At 69.4% G+C, this 23,190-nt stretch carries 23 protein-coding genes; 15 read left to right on the plus strand and 8 right to left on the minus strand.

Annotation, left to right across the window (positions count from 1 at the left end; translation table 11 throughout):
* The first annotated feature begins 1 nt into the window (after position 1).
* From MRBLMI13_RS10435 to MRBLMI13_RS10445, 3 genes are read left to right on the plus strand one after another with little or no spacing between them, the layout of a single operon-like run.
* Positions 2-802, plus strand: a complete 801-nt coding sequence (locus tag MRBLMI13_RS10435; protein WP_367822340.1) for a putative hydro-lyase — start codon at positions 2-4, stop codon at positions 800-802.
* Positions 802-2,391 carry a carboxyltransferase domain-containing protein gene (locus tag MRBLMI13_RS10440; RefSeq protein ID WP_367822342.1) on the plus strand — a complete coding sequence of 530 codons (1,590 nt, stop codon included), beginning with the start codon at positions 802-804 and terminating at the stop codon, positions 2,389-2,391. Before MRBLMI13_RS10435 ends, MRBLMI13_RS10440 begins: the two co-directional genes overlap by 1 nt.
* Positions 2,388-4,100, plus strand: coding sequence for an acetyl/propionyl/methylcrotonyl-CoA carboxylase subunit alpha (locus MRBLMI13_RS10445; protein WP_367822344.1), 1,713 nt, complete (start codon positions 2,388-2,390; stop codon positions 4,098-4,100). The genes MRBLMI13_RS10440 and MRBLMI13_RS10445 overlap by 4 nt, the downstream gene beginning before the upstream one ends.
* 98 nt (positions 4,101-4,198) lie before the next feature.
* Here the strand turns inward: MRBLMI13_RS10445 and MRBLMI13_RS10450 are convergent, their stop codons facing one another.
* Both MRBLMI13_RS10450 and MRBLMI13_RS10455 read right to left on the minus strand, forming a co-directional pair.
* Positions 4,199-5,554 (minus strand): uracil-xanthine permease family protein, encoded by a 1,356-nt coding sequence (locus tag MRBLMI13_RS10450; RefSeq protein WP_042538034.1) that lies wholly within the window; start codon positions 5,552-5,554, stop codon positions 4,199-4,201.
* 174 nt (positions 5,555-5,728) lie between these two features.
* The gene (locus MRBLMI13_RS10455) at positions 5,729-6,607 is read right to left on the minus strand and encodes a phosphoribosylaminoimidazolesuccinocarboxamide synthase (protein WP_367822346.1); all 879 of its coding nucleotides are present in this window, start codon (positions 6,605-6,607) and stop codon (positions 5,729-5,731) included.
* Positions 6,608-6,704: 97 nt separating this feature from the next.
* On the opposite strand from MRBLMI13_RS10455, the gene MRBLMI13_RS10460 reads away from it, so the two are divergent.
* The 7 genes from MRBLMI13_RS10460 (at position 6,705) to MRBLMI13_RS10490 (ending at position 12,742) form a co-directional block, all read left to right on the plus strand.
* The gene (locus tag MRBLMI13_RS10460) at positions 6,705-6,920 is read left to right on the plus strand and encodes a DUF2945 domain-containing protein (protein WP_056375459.1); all 216 of its coding nucleotides are present in this window, start codon (positions 6,705-6,707) and stop codon (positions 6,918-6,920) included.
* A 52-nt stretch (positions 6,921-6,972) separates the two neighbouring features.
* Positions 6,973-7,521 (plus strand): GNAT family N-acetyltransferase, encoded by a 549-nt coding sequence (locus MRBLMI13_RS10465; RefSeq protein ID WP_367822349.1) that lies wholly within the window; start codon positions 6,973-6,975, stop codon positions 7,519-7,521.
* 79 nt (positions 7,522-7,600) lie between these two features.
* Complete coding sequence (locus MRBLMI13_RS10470) at positions 7,601-8,227, plus strand: PadR family transcriptional regulator (protein ID WP_200933716.1); 627 nt, start codon at positions 7,601-7,603, stop codon at positions 8,225-8,227.
* Positions 8,224-9,798 carry a DHA2 family efflux MFS transporter permease subunit gene (locus MRBLMI13_RS10475; protein WP_367822351.1) on the plus strand — a complete coding sequence of 525 codons (1,575 nt, stop codon included), beginning with the start codon at positions 8,224-8,226 and terminating at the stop codon, positions 9,796-9,798. The genes MRBLMI13_RS10470 and MRBLMI13_RS10475 overlap by 4 nt, the downstream gene beginning before the upstream one ends.
* 89 nt (positions 9,799-9,887) lie before the next feature.
* A complete protein-coding gene (locus tag MRBLMI13_RS10480) occupies positions 9,888-10,418 on the plus strand; it encodes a GNAT family N-acetyltransferase (protein WP_367822353.1) in 531 nt (176 codons plus the stop codon).
* 120 nt (positions 10,419-10,538) lie between these two features.
* Positions 10,539-12,017: an amino acid ABC transporter substrate-binding protein/permease gene (locus MRBLMI13_RS10485; RefSeq protein WP_056375462.1), complete on the plus strand. Its 1,479-nt coding sequence runs from the start codon at positions 10,539-10,541 to the stop codon at positions 12,015-12,017.
* Positions 12,014-12,742 carry an amino acid ABC transporter ATP-binding protein gene (locus MRBLMI13_RS10490; protein ID WP_042538015.1) on the plus strand — a complete coding sequence of 243 codons (729 nt, stop codon included), beginning with the start codon at positions 12,014-12,016 and terminating at the stop codon, positions 12,740-12,742. The genes MRBLMI13_RS10485 and MRBLMI13_RS10490 overlap by 4 nt, the downstream gene beginning before the upstream one ends.
* A 61-nt stretch (positions 12,743-12,803) precedes the next feature.
* On the opposite strand, the gene MRBLMI13_RS10495 is transcribed toward MRBLMI13_RS10490, so the two are convergent.
* From MRBLMI13_RS10495 to MRBLMI13_RS10510, 4 genes are all read right to left on the minus strand, one after another.
* The gene (locus MRBLMI13_RS10495) at positions 12,804-14,126 is read right to left on the minus strand and encodes an MFS transporter (RefSeq protein WP_414685955.1); all 1,323 of its coding nucleotides are present in this window, start codon (positions 14,124-14,126) and stop codon (positions 12,804-12,806) included.
* The gene (locus MRBLMI13_RS10500; RefSeq protein WP_367822356.1) at positions 14,123-14,590 is read right to left on the minus strand and encodes a winged helix-turn-helix transcriptional regulator; all 468 of its coding nucleotides are present in this window, start codon (positions 14,588-14,590) and stop codon (positions 14,123-14,125) included. The genes MRBLMI13_RS10495 and MRBLMI13_RS10500 overlap by 4 nt, the downstream gene beginning before the upstream one ends.
* Positions 14,591-14,688: 98 nt before the next feature.
* Positions 14,689-15,966: a phosphoribosylamine--glycine ligase gene (gene purD, locus MRBLMI13_RS10505; RefSeq protein WP_079112149.1), complete on the minus strand. Its 1,278-nt coding sequence runs from the start codon at positions 15,964-15,966 to the stop codon at positions 14,689-14,691.
* Positions 15,967-16,013: 47 nt separating this feature from the next.
* Entirely contained in the window at positions 16,014-16,694 is a 681-nt protein-coding gene (locus MRBLMI13_RS10510; RefSeq protein ID WP_367822358.1) for an NUDIX hydrolase, read from the minus strand.
* A gap of 64 nt (positions 16,695-16,758) precedes the next feature.
* On the opposite strand from MRBLMI13_RS10510, the gene MRBLMI13_RS10515 reads away from it, so the two are divergent.
* Together MRBLMI13_RS10515 and MRBLMI13_RS10520 are read left to right on the plus strand one after the other, a co-directional pair.
* Positions 16,759-17,130 (plus strand): sterol carrier family protein, encoded by a 372-nt coding sequence (locus tag MRBLMI13_RS10515; protein WP_042538320.1) that lies wholly within the window; start codon positions 16,759-16,761, stop codon positions 17,128-17,130.
* 125 nt (positions 17,131-17,255) lie between these two features.
* Positions 17,256-17,570: a hypothetical protein gene (locus MRBLMI13_RS10520; protein ID WP_042538004.1), complete on the plus strand. Its 315-nt coding sequence runs from the start codon at positions 17,256-17,258 to the stop codon at positions 17,568-17,570.
* Positions 17,571-17,595: 25 nt separating this feature from the next.
* Here MRBLMI13_RS10520 and MRBLMI13_RS10525 read toward each other — a convergent pair whose 3' ends face one another.
* The gene (locus MRBLMI13_RS10525; protein ID WP_042538002.1) at positions 17,596-18,228 is read right to left on the minus strand and encodes a hypothetical protein; all 633 of its coding nucleotides are present in this window, start codon (positions 18,226-18,228) and stop codon (positions 17,596-17,598) included.
* 62 nt (positions 18,229-18,290) lie between these two features.
* Between MRBLMI13_RS10525 and purM the strand changes: the two genes are divergently transcribed.
* Genes purM through MRBLMI13_RS10540 form a run of 3 tightly spaced genes read left to right on the plus strand, consistent with a single transcriptional unit; the run spans position 18,291 to position 22,204 of the window.
* Positions 18,291-19,421, plus strand: coding sequence for a phosphoribosylformylglycinamidine cyclo-ligase (gene purM / locus MRBLMI13_RS10530; protein WP_042538000.1), 1,131 nt, complete (start codon positions 18,291-18,293; stop codon positions 19,419-19,421).
* Between the two features lie 6 nt (positions 19,422-19,427).
* A complete protein-coding gene (gene purF, locus MRBLMI13_RS10535; protein WP_367822362.1) occupies positions 19,428-20,900 on the plus strand; it encodes an amidophosphoribosyltransferase in 1,473 nt (490 codons plus the stop codon).
* Positions 20,873-22,204, plus strand: a complete 1,332-nt coding sequence (locus MRBLMI13_RS10540; protein WP_228385640.1) for an MFS transporter — start codon at positions 20,873-20,875, stop codon at positions 22,202-22,204. The genes purF and MRBLMI13_RS10540 overlap by 28 nt, the downstream gene beginning before the upstream one ends.
* Before the next feature lie 42 nt (positions 22,205-22,246).
* Here the strand turns inward: MRBLMI13_RS10540 and MRBLMI13_RS10545 are convergent, their stop codons facing one another.
* On the minus strand, positions 22,247-23,068 hold the full coding sequence (locus MRBLMI13_RS10545; RefSeq protein WP_309693467.1) for an MOSC domain-containing protein: 822 nt from the start codon (positions 23,066-23,068) through the stop codon (positions 22,247-22,249).
* Positions 23,069-23,190 lie beyond the last annotated feature (122 nt).

Here is a 23,190-nt window from a genome sequence, read left to right on the forward strand (position 1 = left end):
CATGACCGTCCTCGCCACCGCAGCCCAGCTCGCCGACGCGCGCGCGGCCCGTGCCGCCATCCGGGCAGGGCACGCCGAGCCGACCAGTGGGGTCGCGGTCGGGCTGACACAGGCCAATCTCATCTCCGTGCCCGCGGACTGGGCCTTCGAGACCCTGCTCTTCGCACAGCGCAATCCGAAGCCGTGCCCCGTGCTCGAGGTCATCGAGCAGGGAGAGGTGGAGTCACGGCTCGCGCCGGGCAGCGACATCCGCACGGACATCGGCCGGTATCGCATCTGGCGCGACGGCGAGCTGGCCGAGGAGGTCGCCGACGCCACGGCGGCCTGGGCGGAGCATCCGGACCTCGTCTCGTTCCTCATCGGATGCAGCTTCACGTTCGAGTCCGGACTCGTCGAGGCCGGCATCCCGATCCGTCATCAGGAGCTCGGTCGCAATGTGCCGATGTACCGCACCTCGGTGCCCTGCGCACCGGCGGGTCGCCTGAGCGGTGAGATGGTCGTGTCGATGCGGCCGATCGCGGCGGACCGAGTGGCGGATGCCGTGCAGATCTCGGGCCGAACCCCCGCCGTACACGGTGCTCCGGTGCACGTCGGCGACCCGGCATCCCTCGGAGTCCTCGACCTCGCCCGGCCCGACTTCGGGGATGCCCCCGAGGTGCGCGACGGCGAAGTGCCGGTGTTCTGGGCCTGCGGCGTCACCCCTCAGGCCGCGATCATGGCCTCGAAGCCGCCGTTCGCCATCACCCATGCACCGGGGTACATGTTCATCACCGACGTGCCGGATGCCGAGTACCTCGTCTGATGCGCATCCTCACCGCATCCGATCACGCGCTTCTCGTCGAGGCGGCCGACCTCGACGAGGCGATGCGTCTGAACCTCGCCTGGGACGGAGTGCGCGGTGTGGTCGAGCGCATCCCCGGCGCTCGCACCGTGCTCGTGCGCTTCGATCCGCTCGTCGTCTCGGCCGGCGATCTCGCAGAGGCGCTCGCGGCGACGGACATCGACACCGCTCACCTGCCGGTCACCGGCGAGGTCAGAGTGCCGGTGCGATACGACGGCGAAGACCTCGACGAGGCCGCAGCCCTGCTGGGCGTGTCGGCGTCAGAGCTCGTGAACCGTCATCTCGGTGCCGATTGGAAGGTGGCCTTCTCGGGCTTCGCTCCCGGTTTCGGCTATGTGGTGAGCAGCGATCCGCTGTTCGACGTGCCGCGCCGCTCGTCGCCCCGCACGCGTGTGCCCGCAGGGTCCGTGGCGCTCGCCGGGCAGTTCACCGGGGTGTACCCGCGTGAGAGTCCCGGTGGGTGGCAGCTCATCGGTCGCACGGATGCCCTGATGTGGGACATCGACCGCGACCCGCCTGCGCTGCTGTCGCCGGGCACGACCGTGCGGTTCGAACGTGTGCGCGAGCAGGTCGTGACGTCGGGCGACGCAGATGAACGGGCCGACGAGCGAGGTGTCGCCGATCGACCCGCCGTCGCAGGTACGCCGGACCCGGGTTCTCCCATGCCGGCCGCCGTCGAGATCGTGCGTCCGTCACTGCAGCTGCTGGTGCAGGATGCCGGTCGTCCGGGTTTCGCGGCGCTCGGCGTCTCGGCGTCAGGCGTCGCCGATCGTCGTGCGATGCGAGACGCGAACCGTGCGGTGGGCAACGAGACCGGTGCCGCCGTGCTCGAGAGCGTCGGGGGCGCGGTGCTGCGCTTCCGGGGTGCCGGGGTCGCCGCCGTCGCGGGTGCCGTCGGATCCCTCGAACTGATCGATGACGGTGGCGTGGCGCGTCAGATCGCCCATGGAGTGCCCTTCGCCACCGTCGACGGTGACGAGCTCACTCTCGGGCACCCCGCGAGCGGGCTGCGCTACGTCATCGCCGTCCGCGGCGGTGTGGCGGCGGAACCGGCGCTGGACAGCCGCGCGAGCGACACCCTCGCCGGTCTCGGACCGGCAGCGCTCGCCGCAGGCGACGTGCTCCGTGTCGGCGTTCGCGCACCGCATCCCGTCGAGCCCGATGCGATGCCGCGCGCGCTCCCCGCACCCGGCGAGCTGGTCGAGCTCGAGATCACTCTCGGTCCTCGCGACGACTGGTTCACGGCGGCAGCGCTCGCCACCCTCACCGCTCAGGAGTGGACTGCGACCCCGCGCTCGGATCGGGTCGGCATCAGGCTCGAGGGAGCCGTGCCCCTGGAACGGTCGGTCGGCGGGGAGCTGCCCAGCGAGGGCGCCGTCACCGGGGCGATCCAGGTGCCTCCGGACGGTCAGCCCGTGCTGTTCCTGCCCGACCATCCGCTCACCGGCGGGTATCCGATCATCGGCGCCCTCACCGATCGCAGCCTCGACCTCGCCGGGCAGCTGCCGCCCGGTGCGCGAGTTCGTTTCATCGTCAAGGAGACCTCATGACCAAGGTGCTGATCGCGAATCGCGGAGAGATCGCCGTGCGCGTCATCCGCGCCTGCGCCGAAGCCGGATACACGTCGATCGCGGTCTACGCCGATCAGGACGCCGACGCCCTGCACGTGCGACTCGCCGACGAGGCGCTGGGTCTGGGGGGAGACACCGCTGCCGCCACGTACCTCTCCATCGATGCGCTGCTCGCTGCGGCGCGGAAGAGCGGGGCGGATGCCGTGCACCCCGGCTACGGATTCCTCTCGGAGAGCGCGGAGTTCGCGCGAGCCGTGGAAGGCGCAGGGCTCGTCTGGATCGGACCCTCGCCCGACAGCATCGACGCGCTCGGTGACAAGATGACCGCGCGCCGGATCGCGCAGCGCGTCGGAGCACCGTTGGCGGCCGGCACCGACGAGCCCCTGGCCGGCCCTGCGGAGGCCGTGTCCTTCGCCGAGCAGCACGGGCTTCCGATCGCCATCAAGGCGGCATTCGGCGGTGGCGGGCGAGGCCTGAAGGTGGTGCGGGAGCTGTCGGAGGTCGCCGACGCCTTCGACGCCGCGACCCGGGAGGCCATCGCCGCCTTCGGCCGCGGCGAGTGCTTCGTCGAGAGGTTCCTCGAGAGCCCGCGTCACATCGAGGTGCAGGTGCTCGGCGACGGACTCGGCGGCATCGTGGTGGTCGGCGACCGGGACTGCTCGATGCAGCGACGCAATCAGAAGCTCATCGAGGAGGCCCCGGCGCCGGGGCTGTCGAGTGACCAGCGCACGCGATTCCACGACGCGGCCAGGGCGATCTGCGCCGAGGTGCAGTACCGCGGTGCGGGAACCGTCGAGTTCCTGCTCGCCGCAGACGGCACGATCTCCTTCCTCGAGGTGAACACCCGCCTGCAGGTGGAGCACCCGGTCACCGAAGAGGTCACCGGCACGGATCTCGTGCGCGAGCAGTTCCGCATCGCGTTCGGAGAGGGCATCTCGTTCACCGAGACCCCGACGCCGACAGGGCACGCCTTCGAGTTCCGCATCAACGCGGAAGACCCTGGTCGCGGGTTCCTTCCGAGTCCCGGTCGTGTGGAGTCGCTGCGGATCCCCGGCGGACCCGGTGTGCGCTGGGACAGCGGGATCGAGGCGGGCGATGCCGTTCAGCCCGCGTTCGACTCGATGATCGCGAAGCTCATCGTGCACGCCGACAGCCGAGATGCGGCACTCGTGCGGGCACGACGGGCGCTGCGCGAGCTCGTGGTCGAGGGGCCGGCCACCGTCATCCCGTTCGATCTGCTCGCGCTCGACGACGCGGCGTTCGCCACCGACACCTTCGCGGTGCACACGCAGTGGATCGAGAGCACGTTGCTGCCGATGCTCGAGCCTCAGCTGCGCCCGGCTCCCGCCCCGGATGCCGCACTCCAGCGCTTCCCCGTCGAGATCGACGGACGTCGGGTCGTGCTCGGGCTGCCGATCGCCCTGCTCGCGGGGCTCGGCGGGCTGGCGGATGCCGGGCCCGCGCCCTCCGCATCCGACCCGACCGAACTGCGCTCGCCGGCGCCCGGCACACTCGTGCGCTGGCTCGCTGATGACGGCGCGCACGTCGCCGAGGGCGATCCGGTCGCCGTGCTCGACGCGATGAAGATGGAGACCACGGTCGCCGCTCATCGCGCCGGCCTCCTGTCGCACCGCGCCGAGCTCTCAGCGGCGATCGCGCCGGACGGAGTCATCGCCGTCATCGACTGAGCGCGATCGCCGCCTGATCGCGATCGCCGCCGGACGCGAAGATCCCGGACGCCGCAGCTGCAGCATCCGGGATCTTCGGGTTCGCGGGTCGAGCGTGGTTATGCGGGGTCGCCGCCCAGCGGACCCACGGCCTCGAGCGGCCTCGGGTCGTCGGCACCGGTCTTGCGCGCGCGGGCGATCGCGTTGCCCACGTGGTAGATCAGGAGAGCTGCGACCGTGCCGAGCACGATGCCGCCGAACGCGAAGTCGCCGAGCTGCATCGAGAACCCGGCGATGCCGATCACGAGTGACACCGCGGCGGTGTACTGGTTCACCGGACGCGAGAAGTCGACCTTGCTGTCGACCCAGATCTTGATGCCGATGATGCCGATCAGGCCGTAGAGCGCGGTCGTCGCGCCGCCGAGCACGCCCGCGGGGATCGAGTTGAACACCTCGCCGACCTTGGGTGAGAACGCCAGCAGGATCGCGAAGAGGCCGGCGACCCAGTAGACGGCGGTCGAGTAGACGCGGGTCGCGGCCATGACGCCGATGTTCTCGCCGTACGTCGTCGTGCCCGACCCGCCGAAGCCGCCGGCGATCGTCGTGGCGACGCCGTCGGCGATCAGGGCGCGGCCGGTGTGCCTGTTGATCGCGGGGTCTTCCGTCATCGTGGCGACACCGCGCACGTGGCCGACGTTCTCGGCGACGAGCACCAGCACGACCGGCAGGAACATGGCGATGGTCGACCACGTGCCGGGCGCGACGAAGTCGGGGAGCTGGAACTCGGGCAGGCCCACCCACGGCGCGTCGGCGATGAGCTCTGCGGGCGTCTTGCCTCCGCGCAGCGCGTTGGGCACCTCGAACGACCCGGTGAAGGCGGCGTAGATGAAGCCCACCGCGACGCCGAGGAAGATCGAGATGCGCCCGAGGAATCCGCGGAAGAGCACTGCGAACAGGATGATCGCGACGAGGGTGATGGTCGCGGTCACGGGGTCGAGCTGGAAGTTGTTCCACGCGGTGGGGGCGAGGTTGAAGCCGATGAGCGCGACGATCGCACCGGCGACCACCGGAGGCATCAGAGCGTCGACCCAGCGCAGGCCGGCGAACTGCACGACCAGGCCCACGACGGTGAGCAGGATGCCGACCGCGACGACTCCCGCCAGGGCGGATCCGGTGCCGCCGGCGGCGACCGCGGCGGTGATCGGCGCGATGAACGCGAACGACGATCCGAGGTAGCTGGGCAGCTGGTTCTTGGTGATCAGCAGGAAGATGAGGGTGCCGAGACCGCTGAACAGCAGCGTGGTCGAGACCGGGAAGCCGGTCAGCGTCGGCACCAGGAACGTGGCGCCGAACATCGCGACGACGTGCTGGGCGCCGATCGCGATCGTGGCCGGCCAGTTCAGGCGCTCTTCGGGCTTGACGACGGCGCCGGGTTCGACCGTGCGGCCGTTTCCGTGGGTCTTCCACAGGGGCATGCGGGCTCCTCAGGATCGGGGGGAGTGGGAGTGCTGGAGCAACACTACCGATTCCTGAGTGTTCCCTGGGTGCGCGCGCGGCCCGACGCCTGGGCGGACTTCCGCGCTTCGGGAGGAGGAATCTGGAGGATCCCTCCTCCCGAGAAGCAGTTCTCCTCCCGAGAGCGCGCGGGGTCAGGCCCCGAGGCGCTCGATCAGCTCGCGGTAGCGCGCGGCGGTGCGCTCGACGATGTCCTCGGGAAGCACGGGCGGCTCGCCCTGCTTGTCCCAGTTCGAGGCCAGCCAGTCGCGCACGATCTGCTTGTCGAAGCTCGCCATGCGCTCGCTCGGGGTCGAGCCGGTGCGCCAGGCCTCGGCATCCCAGTAGCGCGACGAGTCGCTCGTCAGCACCTCGTCGGCCAGGTGCAGCACGCCGTCGGCGTCCGTCCCGAACTCGAACTTGGTGTCGGCGAGGATCAGACCCTTCTCCTCGGCGATCGCAGCGGCCCGCGTGTAGAGGGCGAGTGAGACGTCGCGCAACTCGGCCGCGCGGTCGGCGCCGACGAGCTCGACGGTCTGCTCGAAGGTGATGTTCTCGTCGTGCTCGCCCATCGGCGCCTTGTAGGCCGGTGTGAACAGCGGCTCGGGCAGGCGGTCGCCGTTCTCCAGACCGGCGGGCAGCGGGATGCCGCACACGGTGCCGCTCTCGGTGTATTCGGCCCAGCCGGAGCCGGTGATGTAGCCGCGCACGACGCACTCGACCGGCAGCATCTCGAGCGACTGCGCGAGCATGGCCCGGTCGACGACGCTCGCCGGGATGTCGCCCTCGGCGAGGTGGTTCGGAACGTCGCTCAGCTGGCTGAACCACCAGCGGCTGAGACGCGTGAGCAGCGCGCCCTTCTGGGGGATGCCCGGTGACAGCACGAAGTCGAACGCGCTCACCCGGTCGGAGGCGACGACGAGGATGCGGGTGTCGGCGGCGTCATCCGAGGCGTAGAGGTCGCGGACCTTGCCCGAGTAGATGTGGCGCCAGCCGGGGATGGTCTGCGCGTTGCTGTCCGAAGGAGTGCTCACCCGCCCATTATCCCGGTAGACGGCGCCGGTGTCGTGTCAAGGGCTGGTGCGAACGGCGCGGCATCGGCGACGCTCGAATCGACGGAGCGGAGGAGTCATGACGAAGGACCTGTCTACGGGGGACCGGGTGAGCTGGAACACGCCCCAGGGACGAACGCACGGCACGGTGGAGGAGAAGCGGACGAAGGACTTCCGCTTCGCCGGACAGAGCTTCACGGCTTCGGACGATGAGCCGGCGTACATCGTGAAGTCCGAGAAGAGCGGCGAGAAGGCCGCGCACAAGGGCTCGGCGCTGCGGAGGCTGGGCAGCTGAGCGACCCCGGAGGGCGGCGCCCGGTGTCTGCGGGGGTGCCTAGCCTGGACTCGTGACCGACGACACCTTGACCCCACGCCTGCGCCTGTCGCGCCCCGTCGCCGCCGACCTCGACGAGGTCTTCGCGATCCAGAGCGATCCGCGGGTGTGGACGCACTATCCGAGCCTGCGTCACACCGACCCCGAGACGACGATCCGGATGATGGAGCGGTGGGAGCGCAGCTGGTCGGAGGCCGGTCTCGGATCGTGGGTCGCCCGTCTGCGCGACACCGGAGAGGTCGTCGGCAACGGCGGGTGCACCCTGCTGGGCGGAGCAGTGTGGAACATCGGCTATCGCATCGCCGGGGACCATCACGGTCAGGGGCTGGCGACCGAGCTGGCGCAGGCCGGAGTCGAGAGAGCGAGGGTGATCGCGCCGGATCGGCCCGTGATCGCCTACCTCGTCGAGCACAACCATGCCTCTGCTCGCGTCGCCGGGAAGCTGGGACTCGACCTCGTGCATCGTGCGCCCGACGCGGGCAACCCCGACCCCGGGGTGGTTCGACTCGTGTACGCGGATCGGCCGCTCACGCCGGAACAGCTTGCGGCCGCCATGGCGTAGATCGGCCGCAGGCGGCATCCGTCTTGTCGACCGGCCTGAAGGAGCGTATAGTCCACGTGGACTATTTGAGGTGGAACACGTGTCGAAGGAACCTGTGGAGCGGTTGACCCCGATGGGGGTGATGGTGCTCGCGCTGCTGCGCGAGGGCGACATGCACCCCTATGAGATGGTGCGTCTGATGCGCGCTCGCCGCGACGAGCGTCTGCTCGCCGTCACCAACGGGACGCTCTATCACACGGTCGGTCGTCTGCAGCGTGGCGGCCTCATCGACGAGGTGGGCACCGATCGAGAGGGCAATCGCCCCGAGCGCACCACCTACACGCTCACGGATGCCGGTCGTGACGCGCTCATCGGCTGGCTCCGCCGTGAGCTGTCGATCATCGACCGCCCCGCCGAGTTCCGGATCGCACTCGCGGAAGCGCACAACCTCGAGCGCCCCGACGTCGTCGACTGCCTCCGCATCCGTCGCGTCGCACTCGCGGAAGGGCATGCTCTGCACCGCGACGGACTGACCGGCGCCCGCCGCAAGGGCGCCCCCGAGCAGGTGCTCGTCGAGTTCGAGCGTCAGGAGGTGCTGCTCGACGCCGAGCTGCGCTGGCTCGACTCGCTCCTCGATCGTCTCGAGGCCGAGGCGTTCCCCTGGGGGCCCACGGCTTTCGAGAACACCGACCGCTACCTCGCTCAGCGAAAGGCTGCACAGCAATGACCGACTCTCCCTCGACGGGACGCACGCCCGTGGCATCCTCGTCATCCGGTCCCTCGACCGGCACCTTCGCGGCGGGCCACCGTCCCGCCAGCCCGTGGCCCGCCCTGTGGGCGCTGGTCATCGGCTTCTTCATGATCCTCGTCGACACGACGATCGTCTCGGTGGCGAACCCGGCGATCAAGGCCGCCCTCGACCCCACCACGAACAACCTCGACAACGTGGTGTGGGTCACCAGCGCCTACCTGCTCGCATACGCCGTGCCGCTGCTGATCACCGGACGCCTCGGCGACCGTTTCGGTCCCAAGAACATCTACCTCATCGGCCTCGCGATCTTCACGCTCGCATCGCTCTGGTGCGGACTCTCGGGCTCGCTCGAGATGCTCATCGCGGCGCGCGCCGTGCAGGGGCTCGGCGCCGCCTTCATGACGCCGCAGACCATGGCAGTGATCACCCGCACGTTCCCGCCCGAGCGCCGCGGTGCGGCCATGGGCCTGTGGGGTGCGACCGCCGGTGTCGCCACGCTCGTCGGACCCCTCGTCGGCGGACTGCTCGTCGACGGCTTCGGCTGGGAATGGATCTTCTTCGTGAACATCCCCGTCGGCATCGTCGCCTTCGTGCTCGCCTGGCGGCTCGTGCCCAAGCTGCAGACGAGTCCGCACCGCTTCGACGTCCTCGGTGTCATCCTGAGCGCGGTCGCGCTGTTCCTCATCGTCTTCGGTCTTCAGGAAGGCGAGAAGTTCGACTGGGGTGTGATCTGGGGCCCGATCTCGGTGTGGAGCCTGATCATCACCGGCCTCATCGTGCTCGGGCTGTTCATCGTGCAGCAGGCGCGCACGCGCAGTGAGGCCCTCGTGCCGCTCGCCCTCTTCCGCGACCGCAACTTCTCGGGCGCGAACGTCGCCATCGCCGCGGTCGGGTTCACGGTGACGAGCATGTCGCTGCCGATGATGTTCTTCCTGCAGACCGCTCGCGGCCTCACCCCGACCGAGGCCGCTCTGCTGCTCATCCCGATGGCCGTGCTCTCGGGCGTGCTCGCCCCGTTCGCGGGCAAGCTGCTCGACCGCGTCGACCCGCGCATCATCCTGATCCCGGGTCTCCTCTGCGTCGTCGTCGCCCTCGTCTGGTACTCGACGCTGATCAACATGGGCACCGAGATCTGGATGTTCCTGCTGCCGTCGGCGCTCATGGGCATCGGCAACGCGGGCATGTGGGGGCCGCTCGCGACCACCGCGACCCGCAAGCTGCCGCCGCGCCAGGCGGGCGCAGGCGCGGGCATCTACAACACGACCCGGACCATCGGATCGGTGATCGGCTCGGCATCCATCGCCACGTTCATGCAGTCTCGTCTCGAGGCGAACCTGCCCGGTCTCTCGGATGCCCCGTCGGGCATCAGCGGCGGCTCGCTGCCGCCCGAGGTCGCCGAGGGGTTCGCCGCAGGCATGTCGCAGGCGATCCTGCTTCCCGCGTGCGTGATGGTCGTCGCCCTCGTCGCCTCGCTGTTCCTCGGACGCTACGACAGGGCGGATGCTGCCGCGTCGGCTCCCACGGAGGCGCCCGCGCCTGCGGCGTGACCCACTCCTGCCTGCGAGCCGGGCCTTCCGCACACGCGTGGGGAATGCCCGGTTTGCGGCCCGGAACCCCCCTGTGATGTCATCGGGCGATGACGATCGAGCTCACGAGGCCCACCACCGACCTGTTCGACTCCTGGGCGGCTGCCGTCGCCGAATTCGGCGACGGTCATGTCGACGGTTCGGGTCTGCAGGCACCCGTCACCACGGATCTCGCGACGCTCGAGGCCCTGATCGAGAAGTCGACGCTGCTCGCCGACACCACGGCCGACCTGCCCGACGACGCCGTGCACAACGATCTGTACTGGATCGTCGACGACGGCGAGGTCGTCGGTTTCCTCTCCTTCCGGCACGAGTTGAACGAATGGCTCCGTGAGGCGGGCGGCCACATCGGCTACTCGGTGCGCGCCTCTCGCCGCCGACAGGGCTACGCCTCTGCGGCGCTGCGTCTCGGGCTCGAACGTGCTCGCGAGATCGGCCTCGAGCGCGTGCTCGTCACCTGCGACGACGACAACGTCGGCTCGTATCGCACGATCGAGGGTGCCGGAGGCGTGCTGCAGGACGTCAGCGACCAGTCCGCGCGGGGGCACGCGATGCTCCGCCGATACTGGATCACCCTCTAGAGGCGAGCGCGCGGACCGCCCTCGGATCACGGCGACACGCCGTCGCCGGTTAGGGTGGATGGTCGACGACCATCCCGGTGGCAGCATCCTGTCGCCCATCCGATCCGAGGAGCACCCGTCGTGATCCCACATCCCTCTCCTGCTTCCGCGCGCCTGCGCGCGTTCGGACGCACCGTCGGGGCGATGGCGCTCACGGCGTTCATCGCGGCCGGTGCGCTGCTCGGCGGCGCGTCCGCGGCCACCGCGGCCGACGACTCCGAGACCTATGTCATCGGCACCGATACGACGTTCGCGCCGTTCGAGTTCACCTCTCCCGAGGGCGAGCTCGTCGGCATCGACATGGATCTGCTGCGCGCGATCGCAGACGACCAGGGCTTCGAGGTCGAGATCCGCCAGCTCGGGTTCGACGCCGCGGTGCAGGCTCTGCAGGCCAACCAGGTCGACGCCGTCATGGCGGGCATGTCGATCACGGAAGAGCGCGAGAAGACGTTCGACTTCAGCGAGCCGTACTTCACCAGCGGCATCCAGCTCGGAGTGCTCGAGTCCAGCGACATCCAGTCGCTCGACGACCTCGACGGCGAAGCGGTGGCGGTCAAGACCGGCACCCAGGGGCAGACGTTCGCCGAGGAGAACCAGGACGAATTCGGCTTCCGCATCACGCCGTACCAGGACACGACCGACATGGTGGATGCCGTCAAGGCCGGCCAGGCCGTCGGCTACTTCGAGGACTTCCCGGTGCTCGCCTACGGCATCCAGCAGGGGTCCGGCTTCCGCCTGATCGGCGAGCCGGAGCTCGGCGGCGAATACGGATTCGCGGTCAACAAGGGCCAGAACCCCGAGCTCGTCGAGATGTTCAACGCGGGTCTCGAGAACCTCAAGGCCTCGGGGGAGTACGACGAGATCGTCGACAGCTACCTCGCAGGCGGCGAGGAGAGCACGCAGGCGACCGACATCTTCTCCGTGGCGGTGAAGTACTGGCCCGCTCTGATGGAGGGGCTGTGGCTCACGATCCTCGCGACGCTGGTCGCGATCGTGGCGGCGTTCATCCTCGGGCTCATCTTCGGCTTCGGCCGGGTGTCGGCCTTCGCGCCGTTCCGCTGGGTGGCCACCGCCTACGTCTACGTGTTCCGCGGCACCCCGATCCTGGTGCAGGCGTTCTTCGTGTTCTTCGCCATCCCGCAGCTGTTCCCCGGGCTCACGTTCAACCCGTTCGTCGCGGGCGCCATCACGCTCTCGTTGAACACCGGTGCGTACATGACCGAGATCATCCGCGGCGGCATCCAGGCCGTCGACCCCGGTCAGTCCGAGGCGTCGCGTTCGCTGGGCCTCGGGCACTGGAAGACCATGCAGAAGGTCGTGCTGCCGCAGGCGTTCCGCATCATGATCCCGTCGTTCGTGAACCAGGGCATCATCACCCTCAAGGACACCTCGCTGATCAGCGTGATCGGGCTCGCCGAGCTCACGTTCGTGTCGCGCCAGATCATCGCCTCGACGTACCTGTCGGCCCAGGTGCTGACCATCGTCGCCATCATCTACTTCGTCGTGATCACGCTTCTCACGCTGCTCGCGAACCGCCTGGAGAGGAAGTTCAACGCATGAGCAAGATCGAGGTCAGAGACCTGCACAAGTCGTTCGGCGACAACCACGTGCTCAAGGGCATCGACCTGACGGTCGAAGACGGCGAGGTCATCGCGGTCATCGGTCCGTCGGGGTCGGGAAAGTCCACCCTGCTGCGCTGCCTCAACAAGCTCGAGGAGCCGACGTCGGGTCATGTCATCGTCGACGGCGTCGACCTGACCGACAAGAGCGTGAAGCTCGACGAGGTGCGCCAGCGCATCGGCATGGTGTTCCAGCACTTCAACCTGTTCCCGCACATGACCGTGCTCGAGAACATCACTCTCGCGCCGGTCGAGCTCGGCAAGCTGTCGAAGGCCGAGGCGAAGGAGCGGGCGCTCGCTCTGCTCGATCGCGTGGGCCTGGCCGAGAAGGCGGATGCCAAGCCGGCATCGCTCTCGGGCGGTCAGAAGCAGCGCGTGGCGATCGCCCGCGCGCTCGCGATGGACCCCGAGATCATGCTCTTCGATGAGGCCACCAGCGCGCTCGACCCCGAGATGGTCGGCGAGGTGCTGCAGGTGATCCGCGACCTGGCCTCCGGCGGCATGACGATGGTGCTCGTGACGCACGAGATGGGCTTCGCCCGCGAGGTCTCGGGCCGCACGGTGTTCATGGACGGCGGAGTCGTCGTCGAAGAGGCACCGCCCGCCGAGCTGTTCGGCGCTCCGAAGAACGAGCGCCTGAAGGACTTCCTCTCGAAGGTCCTCTGAGCGTCTTCCGGTGTCGAAGGCCCCCACCCGATTCCGGGTGGGGGCCTTCCTCGTCGGGCGATCAGGGCGACGTGACCGCGGCCGGATGCCGGCGGATCGTGGCGCTCACCAGCGCGGCGACGGCGCAGAGGCCGGCGGCGGCGAACCAGGCGACGGTGTACTGGCCCGTGTGGTCGCGCACCATGCCCGCGAGGAACGAGGCGATGCCGGCACCGATCTGGTGCGAGGCGAACACCCAGCCGAACACGAGGGGACCCCGATCGCCGAAGACCTCACGGCACAGTGCGATGGTCGGCGGAACCGTCGCCACCCAGTCGAGGCCGTAGATCACGATGAACACGACGATGCTCGGCTGCACCTCGGCCGACAGCAGGCTCGGCAGGAAGAGCAGGCTCACGCCGCGCAGCGCGTAGTACGCGGCCAACAGGATGCGAGCGTTCACCCGGTCGGTCAGCCAGCCCGAGAACACCGTGCCGGCGATGTCGAAGATCCCGACCACGGCGAGCAGCCCGGCTGCGGTCGTCGTCGGCATCCCGTGGTCGTGCGCGCTGGGGATGAAGTGGGTGCCGATCAGGCCGTTGGTCGTGGCGCCGCAGATCGCAAATCCGATCGCGAGCGCCCAGAACGTCTTGGTGCGCGCGGCGTCGCGGAGCGTGGTGATCGCGAGTCGAGCGGCTCCCCACGCGCTGCCCTTCGGTCGTGCGGTCACGGTGACGGGTCCGCTGTCGCCGTAGCGGTTGACACCGAGATCGCTCGGACGGTTGCGCACGAAGATCCAGACCAGGGGGACGACCGCGAGCGCACCCCCGGCGATGATCAGCGATGCCCCTCGCCAGCCGATGTCCTCGGCCGCTGCGGCGATCACCGGCAGGAAGATGAGCTGCCCGGTGGCGCTTCCGGCCGTGAGCACGCCCGACACCAGGCCGCGCCTGGTCGCGAACCAGGTGTCGGTGATCGTGGCCGCGAACACCAGCGCCATCGACCCGGTGCCGAGTCCGATGAGCACGCCCCACGTCAGGATGAGCTGCGCCGGGGTGGCGACGAAGACGCTCAGCGCAGCACCCGCTCCGATCACGAACAGAGCGGTCACGGTGACGGCGCGGATGCCGAAGCGCTGCATGAGGGCGGCGGCGAACGGTGCCGTGAGGCCGAACAGCAGCAGGTTGACCGTGACGGCGAGAGAGAGCTCGGCCGTGGTCCAGCCGAACTCGTCCTGCAGAGGCAGCATCAGCACCCCTGGTGCAGCACGGAACCCGGCGGCTCCGATCAGTGCGATCAGTGCGACGAGTGCGACGATCCATGCGGGATGGATGCGGCGCTGCGGCATCGGGGGTGGCGTGGGTGTCGGAAGGTCGGTCGGCTCCTCGACCGATTCGGCGGTCATGCTTCGGTGCCTGATGAGAGCGCGAACGGCTCGCCGCCCATGCTGCGACGCGACCACCGGGTGGTGTCTGCGTCGAGCGGGGCGGCGCAGGTCGTGCACCAGTCTGCGGACCCCGCGAGCTCGCCGCAGCGCCCGCAGCTGACGGTCAGCCCCCAGGGGCCGTCGGGATCGGTGACGCGCGTGAATCTCGCGTAGGCGTGGAGGATCGGGAGGGTCTCTCGGCCGACCTCCGTCAGGAGATACCCCCGTTCGTCGTCGCGCCGCACGAGGCCCGCCTCGGTCATCGAGGCGAGGCGCCGGGCGAGCACGGAGTCGGCGGCTCCCGTGGCATCGCGCAGCTCATCGAAGCGGGTGCGACCCGAGAACAGCTCGCGCAGGATCAGAAGCACCCACGGGTCGGCGAGCACATCGGCGGAGCGGGCGATCGGACACGTGGCTGTCGACCAGTCGGAGCGGAGCGGCATCCAGTCACTTTCTTGAAGAAAGTTCTCGGTGTCAAGAGTCCACGTCCGGAATGGCGGAGTACCTGCGCGAGTCGGCAGGAAAACGACGAAGGGGCGAGCTACTCCGCGACGCGGGCCGCGATGTCGGTGCGGAAGTGCGAACCCTCGAGAGTGATGCGGCCGATGGCCTCGTATGCCCGGTCGCGCGCGGTGCGGAAGTCCGATGCCACAGCGACGACGTTCAGCACGCGCCCACCGGTGGCGATCAGCGAGCCGCCGGGTGCATCGGGGCTCGCGGTCGCAGCGTGCACGAGACGCACGCCCTCGACGGCCGCGGCGTCGGCCAGGCCTTCGATCGGGCGACCGGTCTGCGGAGCCTCGGGGTAGCCCTCGCTGGCCAGGACGACGGTGATGGCGACATCGTCGCTGAAGACCGGCTCGGGCTGGTCTTCGAGAGTGCCGGATGCCGCGGCGAACAGCAGCTCCGACAGCGGCGTCACGAGACGAGGCAGCACGATCTGGGTCTCGGGGTCGCCGAAGCGGGCGTTGAACTCGATCACGCGCACACCGGCGGGAGTCAGGATGAGCCCGGCGTAGAGCAGGCCGATGAACGGGGTGCCCTCCTCGTCGAGCTGACGGATCACGGGCAGGGCGACATCTCGGGTGACCTCTTCGACGAAGGCCTGCTCGCTGCCGAACTGGTCGGCCAGCCACGGCAGCGGCGAGTATGCGCCCATGCCCCCGGTGTTGGGACCTGCGTCGCCGTCGAGCGCACGCTTGAAGTCCTGCGCGGGGCTGAGCGCCCGCACGGTGTCGCCGTCGCTCAGGAAGAACAGCGAGACCTCGGGGCCCGAGAGGAACTCCTCGATGAGCACGGGGCCCGAGGGCAGATAGTGCTCGGCGTGCGCGAGCGCCTCGGCGCGGTCGGACGTCACGATGACGCCCTTGCCTGCCGCCAGTCCATCGGCCTTCACCACATGGGGGGCTCCGAGGTCGTCGAACGCGGCCTCGACCTGAGCGGTCGTGGTGGCTCGCACTGCTCGTCCGGTGGGCACGCCGGCCGCATCCATGATCCGCTTGGCGAACGACTTGGATCCCTCGAGCTGCGCCGCAGCCTTGCCGGGGCCGAACACGGGAATCCCGTGCGCGCGCAGCACATCGGCGACACCGGCGACCAGCGGGGCCTCCGGGCCGACCACCACGAGGTCGACGGCGTGCTCGTTGGCGAAGGAGGTCACCGCGGCGCCGTCGAGCATGTCGAGGGTGACGGGCGTCGCGTCCTGCGCGATCCCGGCGTTGCCGGGGGCGACGAAGATCTCGTGCTCCGCGGTCTCTGCTCGCAGGGCGAGGATGATCGCGTGCTCACGGGCACCGGAACCGAGGACGAGAATCTTCACCCGTCCAGACTACCGAGGCGGACGCGCGCGTTTCGGCGGGTTGCGGCTCAGAGCTCGACCGGGCGCTCCGCCGACGGGTCCCACGGCATGGTCCAGCCTGCGGCGTCGAACAGCGCATCGAGCACCATCGCCGTGAAACCCCACACGATCGTGCCGTCGACGTCGAACGCCGGCCCCTTCCAGGTGCGACCCATGCGGTGAATGGTCGATGTGAACCGGGTCTTCGGGTCGAGCAGCTGTGCCACGGGCACACGGAACACGTCGACCGTCTCGGCGTGATCCACGGCCGCGACGCGCGATGGCGAACGCCACCAGCCGAGCACGGGGGTGACCATGTGGTTGCTCGCGGCGAGCGGGATCTCCGCAAGAGTGGCGAGGATCTCGACGCCGGACGGGTCGAGACCGGTCTCCTCTTCGGCCTCGCGCAGGGCGGTGGCGACGGCATCCGCATCCGCATCCTCGGCCCGGCCGCCGGGGAACGACACCTGGCCGGGGTGCGACGACAGCGTGGCCGCTCGGCGCTGCAGCAGCACGTCGAGGTCTGCGGCCATGGTCGTGGCGTCGGTCTGAGCCGGGGTGCTGTCGAGCTTGCCGAACAGCACGAGCACGGACGCCGGATGCGCGTTGCCGTCGACCGGTGGCACAGGCCTCGTCCAGCCCTCACTGCGCTTCGCCGCGGCGAGCAGCTCGGCTCTCGCGCCGTGCAGGGTGTCGGGATTCTGGCTCATCGCCTCGAGCCTATGCCTGCGAAGAGCCTCCAGGGCAGTGCTGCGCTCGGCGTACCCTGTTCCCATGCCCTCCAGGAAGATCGACATCATCGATGGCCGCGCGGCGCTCGATGAGGTCAGGAGAGCGGATGCCGCGGGCGAGAAGCCGCAGCGCACCCCGCTCGCCACTGCCGTGCGCTATCTGCTGCAGCTGCTCGACGAGAAGGCTCCGGGCAACAGCGTCGAGGTGCGAGTGCCGCCGTTCGGCGCCGTGCAGGTGATCCAGGGCCCTCGGCATACGCGCGGAACCCCGCCGAACGTCGTCGAGATGGACCCGGCGACCTGGATCGCCGTCGCCACGGGCACGGAGCACTGGGCGGATGCCGCGGGCTCGGGCCGGGTGAGCGCATCGGGCACCCGCGCGGACCTCTCGGACGTCCTGCCGCTGCGTCCCTGACCCCGCAGCACTCGCAGCACCCTGAGCGCCCGCAGGACCCTCAGGTCGAGGGCCCCACCAGAGCGACGTCGAGACGCTCGGAAGACGGGGGAGCGACCCACAGGCAACGGTGGGAGAATGGACGCATGTCCTCCCACGATTCCTCCCAGACGGTCGAGGCGACCGTCCGCCGCGTGCCGCGCTTCGGCGTGTTCATGGGCATCGGCGTCGTGCTCGGCATCATCGCCGCCGGCATCCTGACGATGATGGGCAGTTACGAACCCTCCGACGCGGTCGGCGTCGTCTACCCGCCAGGGCAGGTGTTCGGGTTCCTTCTGCTGTGGACGGTGCCGATCGGCTTCGCCCTCGCGAGCATCGTCGCGCTGATCCTCGAGCGGCTCGCCCGCCGCCACGATCACGTCGTCACGGTCGAGCACGAGACGATCATCGAGAACGACTGACCCGGTCGGTGCGCAGCAGGCCGCGTCAGGCCAGCTCTGCGATGATCGGCCGGATCGCCGCGTCGAACGACACCACGTCGCGGCGCAGCCCGTCGGTCACCGCGACCGTGAGAGCGCCGATCCACCAGATCCCCCGCTGCGAGAACGGCAGCACCTGCACATTGAGTTCGAACGAATGCGCTCGGCGCCCGATCTCGCGCTCGAACTCGGCGATCGCGCTCGCATAGGCACGGTACGCCTCGCCGCCGATGTTGCCGTTGCCCGACCGGCTCGCCATCGAGCTGCGGATCGACGCGACGTAGCGGTCGTGCGCGACGCGGGCGAAGTGCATCGCCGACTCCGCGTGCGGCGCGATCGCGTCGGCGAGCTGCTCGGCACCGGTCGCAGGCAGGGCCACGAGCGTGTCGAAGCCGTCGACGAGCTCGAGCGGCACGCCGGAGGGGTGCGCCCGAGGTTCGACCGTCATGTCCCAGAAGTCGCGCCACTGCTTCTCGAGCTCGGGCGTCACCTCGACGGCATCCGGCGCTCTGACGGGCAGATCGCGCAGGCTCGGCAGGTCTTCGGGGGCCCGGATGCCGAGGGATTGACGCAGCGCGAGCGCGACGAGCACCGGAACGCTCGCATCCTCGCGGATCAACCACTGCGGCTTGTCGGCCATGGCCCCATCGTAGGAGATCGCGGGCGGGGAGAGGAGGGCCCCGCGGGCGGTAGGCTGGAGGTGTGGCTGCCTCCCCCACCAATCCCTATTCCGAAGCCGGCGTCGATACCGCTGCAGGCGATCTCGCCGTCGAGCTGATGAAGTCTTCCGTGCGCGCTACGCACGGCCCTGAAGTGCTCGGCGGTGTCGGCGGCTTCGCCGGACTGTTCGACGCGAGCGCGCTGCGCGACTTCCGTCGCCCGCTGCTCGCGACCAGCACAGACGGCGTCGGCACGAAGGTCGCCATCGCGCAGGCCATCGACAAGCACGACACGATCGGCCAGGACCTCGTCGGCATGGTGGTCGACGACATCGTCGTGGTGGGCGCGAAGCCGCTCTTCATGACCGACTACATCGCCTGCGGCAAGGTCTTCCCGCAGCGCATCGCCGACATCGTGCGCGGCATCGCCGAGGCGTGCACCGCCACCGGCACCGCGCTCATCGGCGGCGAGACCGCAGAGCACCCCGGGCTGCTCGGCCCGCGCGACTACGACGTGGCAGGCGCCGCGACCGGAGTCGTCGAGGCCGACGGCATCCTGGGGGCCGACCGCGTGCAGGACGGCGACGTCGTGCTCGCCGTCGAGTCCAGCGGACTGCATTCCAACGGCTACTCGCTCGTGCGCCACATCGTCACGAACGCCGGAATCGGCTACGGCGACAACGCCGCCGACTTCGGCAAGACCTGGGGTGAGGCTCTTCTCGAGCCGACGCGCCTCTACACGCTTCCGCTGCTGCGTCTGATCGAGCAGCTCGGCGGCGCGACGGGGGCGGGCGGAGTGCACTCGCTCAGCCACGTCACCGGCGGCGGCATCGCGGCAAACCTCGCCCGTGTGCTCCCGCAGGGCAGCTGGGCCGAGGTCGACCGCAGCACGTGGTCGCCGAGCCCGGTCTTCCGCGTGCTCAGCGACATCGCAGGGTCGACGCTGGAATCCGCCGAGGGCACCTGGAACCTCGGCATCGGATTCCTCGCGATCGTCGCGGCCGACAAGAAGGATGCCGCCATCGCGGCGCTCGCGGCAGACGGCATGCCCGCGTGGCAGGTCGGAACCGTGGGCTTCGGCGCGCGTCCGGCAGGAGAGTTCGAACAGGGCGCCAAGGGCGTCGACGGTGGAGCAGTGCGCCTGGTCGGCGCCTATGCGGACGGAGCGAAGTAAGAGCCCATGTGCGGCATCGTCGGAATGGTGGGCTCTGCCCCGGTCAATCAGGACATCTACGACGCACTCCTGCTGCTGCAGCACCGCGGCCAGGATGCGACGGGAATCGCGACAGCTGAGGCGAACGGCGTCATGCACAACGCCAAGGCGCAGGGCATGGTCCGCGAGGCGTTCCGCACCCGCGACATGCGCGGGCTCCTCGGGAACGTCGGGCTCGGTCACGTGCGCTATGCGACCAAGGGCACGGCGTCGAACGAAGAGGAGATGCAGCCGTTCTACGTGAACGCGCCGTACGGCATCATCCTCATCCACAACGGCAACCTGACGAACACGCGCGAGCTCACGGCCGACATGGCCCAGCGCGACCGCCGTCACCTCAACTCCTCGAGCGACACCGAGCTGCTGCTCAACGTGCTCGCCGGTGAACTGCAGAACACGACGTCGACGGTCGACCTCGACGCCGAGCGGGTGTTCGAGGCCGTCGAGCGCACGCATGAGCGCATCGAGGGCGCCTATGCCGTCATCGCCGTGATCGCGGGCTACGGTCTGCTCGCGTTCCGCGACCCGTTCGGCATCCGCCCCCTCATCCTCGGTCGTCGCCCCTCGACCGTCCCTGGCGCGGAAGGCCGCGACGAATGGGTCGTCGCGAGCGAGTCGCTCGTGCTCGAGAACGCCGACTACGAGGTGGTCCGCGAGGTCGAGCCCGGCGAGGCGATCTTCATCACCAACGAGGGCGAACTGCACAGCAGGCAGTGCGCCAAGGATCCCGTGCTCGCGCCGTGCGCGTTCGAGTACGTCTACCTCGCTCGTCCCGACTCGGTCATGAACGGCGTCTCCGTCTACGAGTCGCGTCTGCGCATGGGCGACAAACTCGCCGACACGATCGCCAAGCACGTGCCGATGGACAAGATCGACGTCGTCATGCCGATCCCCGATTCATCTCGCCCCGCGGCCATGGAGGTCGCCCGCAAGCTGGGCATCGAATACCGCGAGGGCTTCTACAAGAACCGCTATGTCGGCCGCACCTTCATCATGCCCGGCCAGGCCGTGCGCAAGAAGAGCGTGCGTCAGAAGCTGAACGCGATGTCGACCGAGTTCCAGGGCAAGAACGTGCTGCTGATCGACGATTCGATCGTGCGGGGCACGACGTCGAAGCAGATCATCCAGATGGCCCGGGATGCCGGTGCCACCTCGGTGACGTTCGCGTCTGCCGCGCCGCCCGTGCGATACCCGCACGTCTACGGCATCAACATGCCGTCGCGCCATGAGCTCATCGCCCACGGACGGACGATCCCCGAGATCGCCACCGAGCTGGGCTGCGACCACCTGGTCTACCAGGAGGTGGAAGACCTCAAGGCTGCGATCACCGAGGGCTCCGTGCTGAACGATCTCGACATGAGCTGCTTCGACGGCCGGTACGTCACCGGCTCGGTCTCCGACGAGTACCTCGCGTGGGTGGAGGGGTCGCAGACCTCGTGACCTCGGGTGCGCAGCCGCTCTGGCGTGGTCGCGCCCTCGCGCTGATCGGCATCGTGCTGGTCGCCTTCTCCTTGCGCTCGGCAGTGGCATCCCTGTCACCGGTGCTCGACCACGTCGCCGAGGACTTCGCGGTCTCGTCGGTCGTCGTGGGTCTGATCGGTGCCGCGCCGCCCGTGTGCTTCGCCGTCTTCGGTCTGCTCACTCCGCTATTCGAGCGCCGGTTCGGGCTCGAGCGCGTGGCCGTGGTCGCGATCGCGCTGATCGCGACCGGGCTGCTGCTGCGCAGCCTCGCCGTCGACTCGACGTCGCTGCTCGCCGCGACGACCGTGGTGTTCGCGGGTGTCGGCTCGGGCAACGTGCTGCTGCCGCCTCTGGTCAAGAAGTACTTCCCCGATCGACTAGGTCTGATGATGACCGTGTACTCGACCACCATGGCCGTGTCGACGTTCGTGCCGCCGCTGGTCGCGGTGCCGCTCGCCGACTCGGCGGGGTGGCGGGTCTCTCTGGGCCTATGGGGCGTGTTCGCCGCGATCGCTCTGGTGCCGTGGGTGGCGATGCTGGTCACGAGCCGAGCGGATGCCGTCGCCGCCGCGCAGACGCGCGTCGATCCCGCCTCGACCGAGGTCGAGCGCGACGGGTACGACGCGGCATCCGTGGCGACCGGCCCGATCGCGACGACGCCTGCGAACCCCCGGGTCTTCGGTCGGCTGTGGCGGTTGCCGATGGCATGGTCCATCGCGCTGGTGTTCGCGGCGTCGTCGACGCTGGCCTACGTCTCCTTCGCCTGGCTGCCCTCGATCATGATCGACGTGGGTGGGGTGACGCCGGCGAATGCGGGGCTGCTGCTCTCACTGTTCGGTCTGATGGGTCTGCCGTGCTCCCTGCTCGTGCCCATCCTCATCGTCCGGTTCCAGGCCACGCGACCCGTGTTCGTCATCTCGATCGCCTGCGGCCTCATCGGACTCCTCGGATTCATCTTCCTCCCGACGGTGGCCCTGCCGATCTGGGTCGTGTTCTTCGGCCTCGCGCCAGGGCTGTTCCCGCTCGCTCTCGTGCTGCTCAGCATCCGCGCGCGCACGCCGGAGAGCGCCGTGGCGCTCAGCGGGTTCGTGCAGAGCATCGGATACGCGGTCGCCGCGGTGTTCCCGCTGCTGATCGGTCTGCTGCACGACATGACCGACAGCTGGCAGATCCCGCTCTGGCTTCTCGTCGGCGTTCTGATCGCGGTGATCCCCGCCGGGTGGATCGCGGGTCGTCGTCGCACGATCGAAGAGGACTGGGAGCGCCGGCACGGTCGCTGGTGACTCGCGGCGAGGTCACAGCACCGGTGCGACCTCAGCGTGCCCTCAGTGGGCCCGCACCTCGTCGCCGACGCTGATGGTGCCGCCGGCCCACTCGGCGGATCCGTCGGCCGCGGCACGCGGCGGAAGCAGCAGCCTGCCGAGCGTCGGCTCATCCTGTCCGAGGTCGTTCGTGAGGGTCTTGAGCACCTTCGCGTCACGGGCTCCGGTGTCGGGATTGGCGTGTGTCGCCAGGCACCGAACGATCGGGCCCGCTGTGCGGAACGACACCCGACCGATGCTCAGCTCACCCGTCCAGTCGAGCTCGGACCACGGGGCGACGTCATCGACGACGACGTTCGAGCGGAATCGCCGGTCATCGATGCCGAAGCCGAGGGCGTCGCTGAGCGCGTCGACGCTGCCGCGACTGTGCACCGAGACGTATCCGCGAGCGCGGTCCTGGAACCTCGACGTCACACCGTCGCCCACCAGCACGAGCGGCAGTCGTCCTGGGCGTCGGATGCGCCGGCCCTCCGCGCTCGCGAGCACGAACTCGGTCACGGCATCCGCGAGCTCCACACGGCCGGCGTCATCGAGTCCCGCCTCGACGAGCACTGCTCCGGCGTGCTCGATCCGCACGCGCTGCCGAGCATCGTCGTAGTCGGTGCGCAGTGCCGCGAGCCCGGGGAAGTCCTGCAGCGAGAGGCCCTTCGCCTTCGGCCAGTGGTCGAGGCCGTCGTGGTGCTCCGGGGCCGTCGCATCGGCGAAGCGGAACGCCAGCACGCGATCGCCCGCGATCCGGCCGTCGGCTTGCACGGTCAGCGAATCGACGGATTCGGGAGTGAAGCCCTTGATCGGGTGACGGAAGAGCGAGACGACACGAGCCATGAGGAGATCCTCTCAGGCTGGTAGGGGTCCGTCCGTCACCGACAGGGCATCGGCAGCGACGGGTTACGGCATTCCGGGCACGACGAAACCCCCGTGCATCGCACGGGGGAGTCGACGACGAT

It is taken from the genome of Microbacterium sp. LMI13-1-1.1, from assembly GCF_040815625.1.
In the GTDB taxonomy this organism is placed as follows: domain Bacteria; phylum Actinomycetota; class Actinomycetes; order Actinomycetales; family Microbacteriaceae; genus Microbacterium; species Microbacterium forte.

What these genes read in the sequence shown, in the direction of transcription:
- MRBLMI13_RS10435 (WP_367822340.1), top strand. Translation starts at nt 2, where the DNA reads ATGACCGTCCTCGCCACCGCAGCCCAGCTCGCCGACGCGCGCGCGGCC.
- MRBLMI13_RS10440 (WP_367822342.1), top strand. Translation starts at nt 802, where the DNA reads ATGCGCATCCTCACCGCATCCGATCACGCGCTTCTCGTCGAGGCGGCC.
- MRBLMI13_RS10445 (WP_367822344.1), top strand. Translation starts at nt 2,388, where the DNA reads ATGACCAAGGTGCTGATCGCGAATCGCGGAGAGATCGCCGTGCGCGTC.
- MRBLMI13_RS10450 (WP_042538034.1), bottom strand. Translation starts at nt 5,554, where the DNA reads ATGCCCCTGTGGAAGACCCACGGAAACGGCCGCACGGTCGAACCCGGC.
- MRBLMI13_RS10460 (WP_056375459.1), top strand. Translation starts at nt 6,705, where the DNA reads ATGACGAAGGACCTGTCTACGGGGGACCGGGTGAGCTGGAACACGCCC.
- MRBLMI13_RS10475 (WP_367822351.1), top strand. Translation starts at nt 8,224, where the DNA reads ATGACCGACTCTCCCTCGACGGGACGCACGCCCGTGGCATCCTCGTCA.
- MRBLMI13_RS10480 (WP_367822353.1), top strand. Translation starts at nt 9,888, where the DNA reads ATGACGATCGAGCTCACGAGGCCCACCACCGACCTGTTCGACTCCTGG.
- MRBLMI13_RS10490 (WP_042538015.1), top strand. Translation starts at nt 12,014, where the DNA reads ATGAGCAAGATCGAGGTCAGAGACCTGCACAAGTCGTTCGGCGACAAC.
- MRBLMI13_RS10495 (WP_414685955.1), bottom strand. Translation starts at nt 14,126, where the DNA reads ATGACCGCCGAATCGGTCGAGGAGCCGACCGACCTTCCGACACCCACG.
- MRBLMI13_RS10500 (WP_367822356.1), bottom strand. Translation starts at nt 14,590, where the DNA reads ATGCCGCTCCGCTCCGACTGGTCGACAGCCACGTGTCCGATCGCCCGC.
- MRBLMI13_RS10510 (WP_367822358.1), bottom strand. Translation starts at nt 16,694, where the DNA reads ATGAGCCAGAATCCCGACACCCTGCACGGCGCGAGAGCCGAGCTGCTC.
- MRBLMI13_RS10515 (WP_042538320.1), top strand. Translation starts at nt 16,759, where the DNA reads ATGCCCTCCAGGAAGATCGACATCATCGATGGCCGCGCGGCGCTCGAT.
- MRBLMI13_RS10520 (WP_042538004.1), top strand. Translation starts at nt 17,256, where the DNA reads ATGTCCTCCCACGATTCCTCCCAGACGGTCGAGGCGACCGTCCGCCGC.
- MRBLMI13_RS10525 (WP_042538002.1), bottom strand. Translation starts at nt 18,228, where the DNA reads ATGGCCGACAAGCCGCAGTGGTTGATCCGCGAGGATGCGAGCGTTCCG.
- purF (WP_367822362.1), top strand. Translation starts at nt 19,428, where the DNA reads ATGTGCGGCATCGTCGGAATGGTGGGCTCTGCCCCGGTCAATCAGGAC.
- MRBLMI13_RS10545 (WP_309693467.1), bottom strand. Translation starts at nt 23,068, where the DNA reads ATGGCTCGTGTCGTCTCGCTCTTCCGTCACCCGATCAAGGGCTTCACT.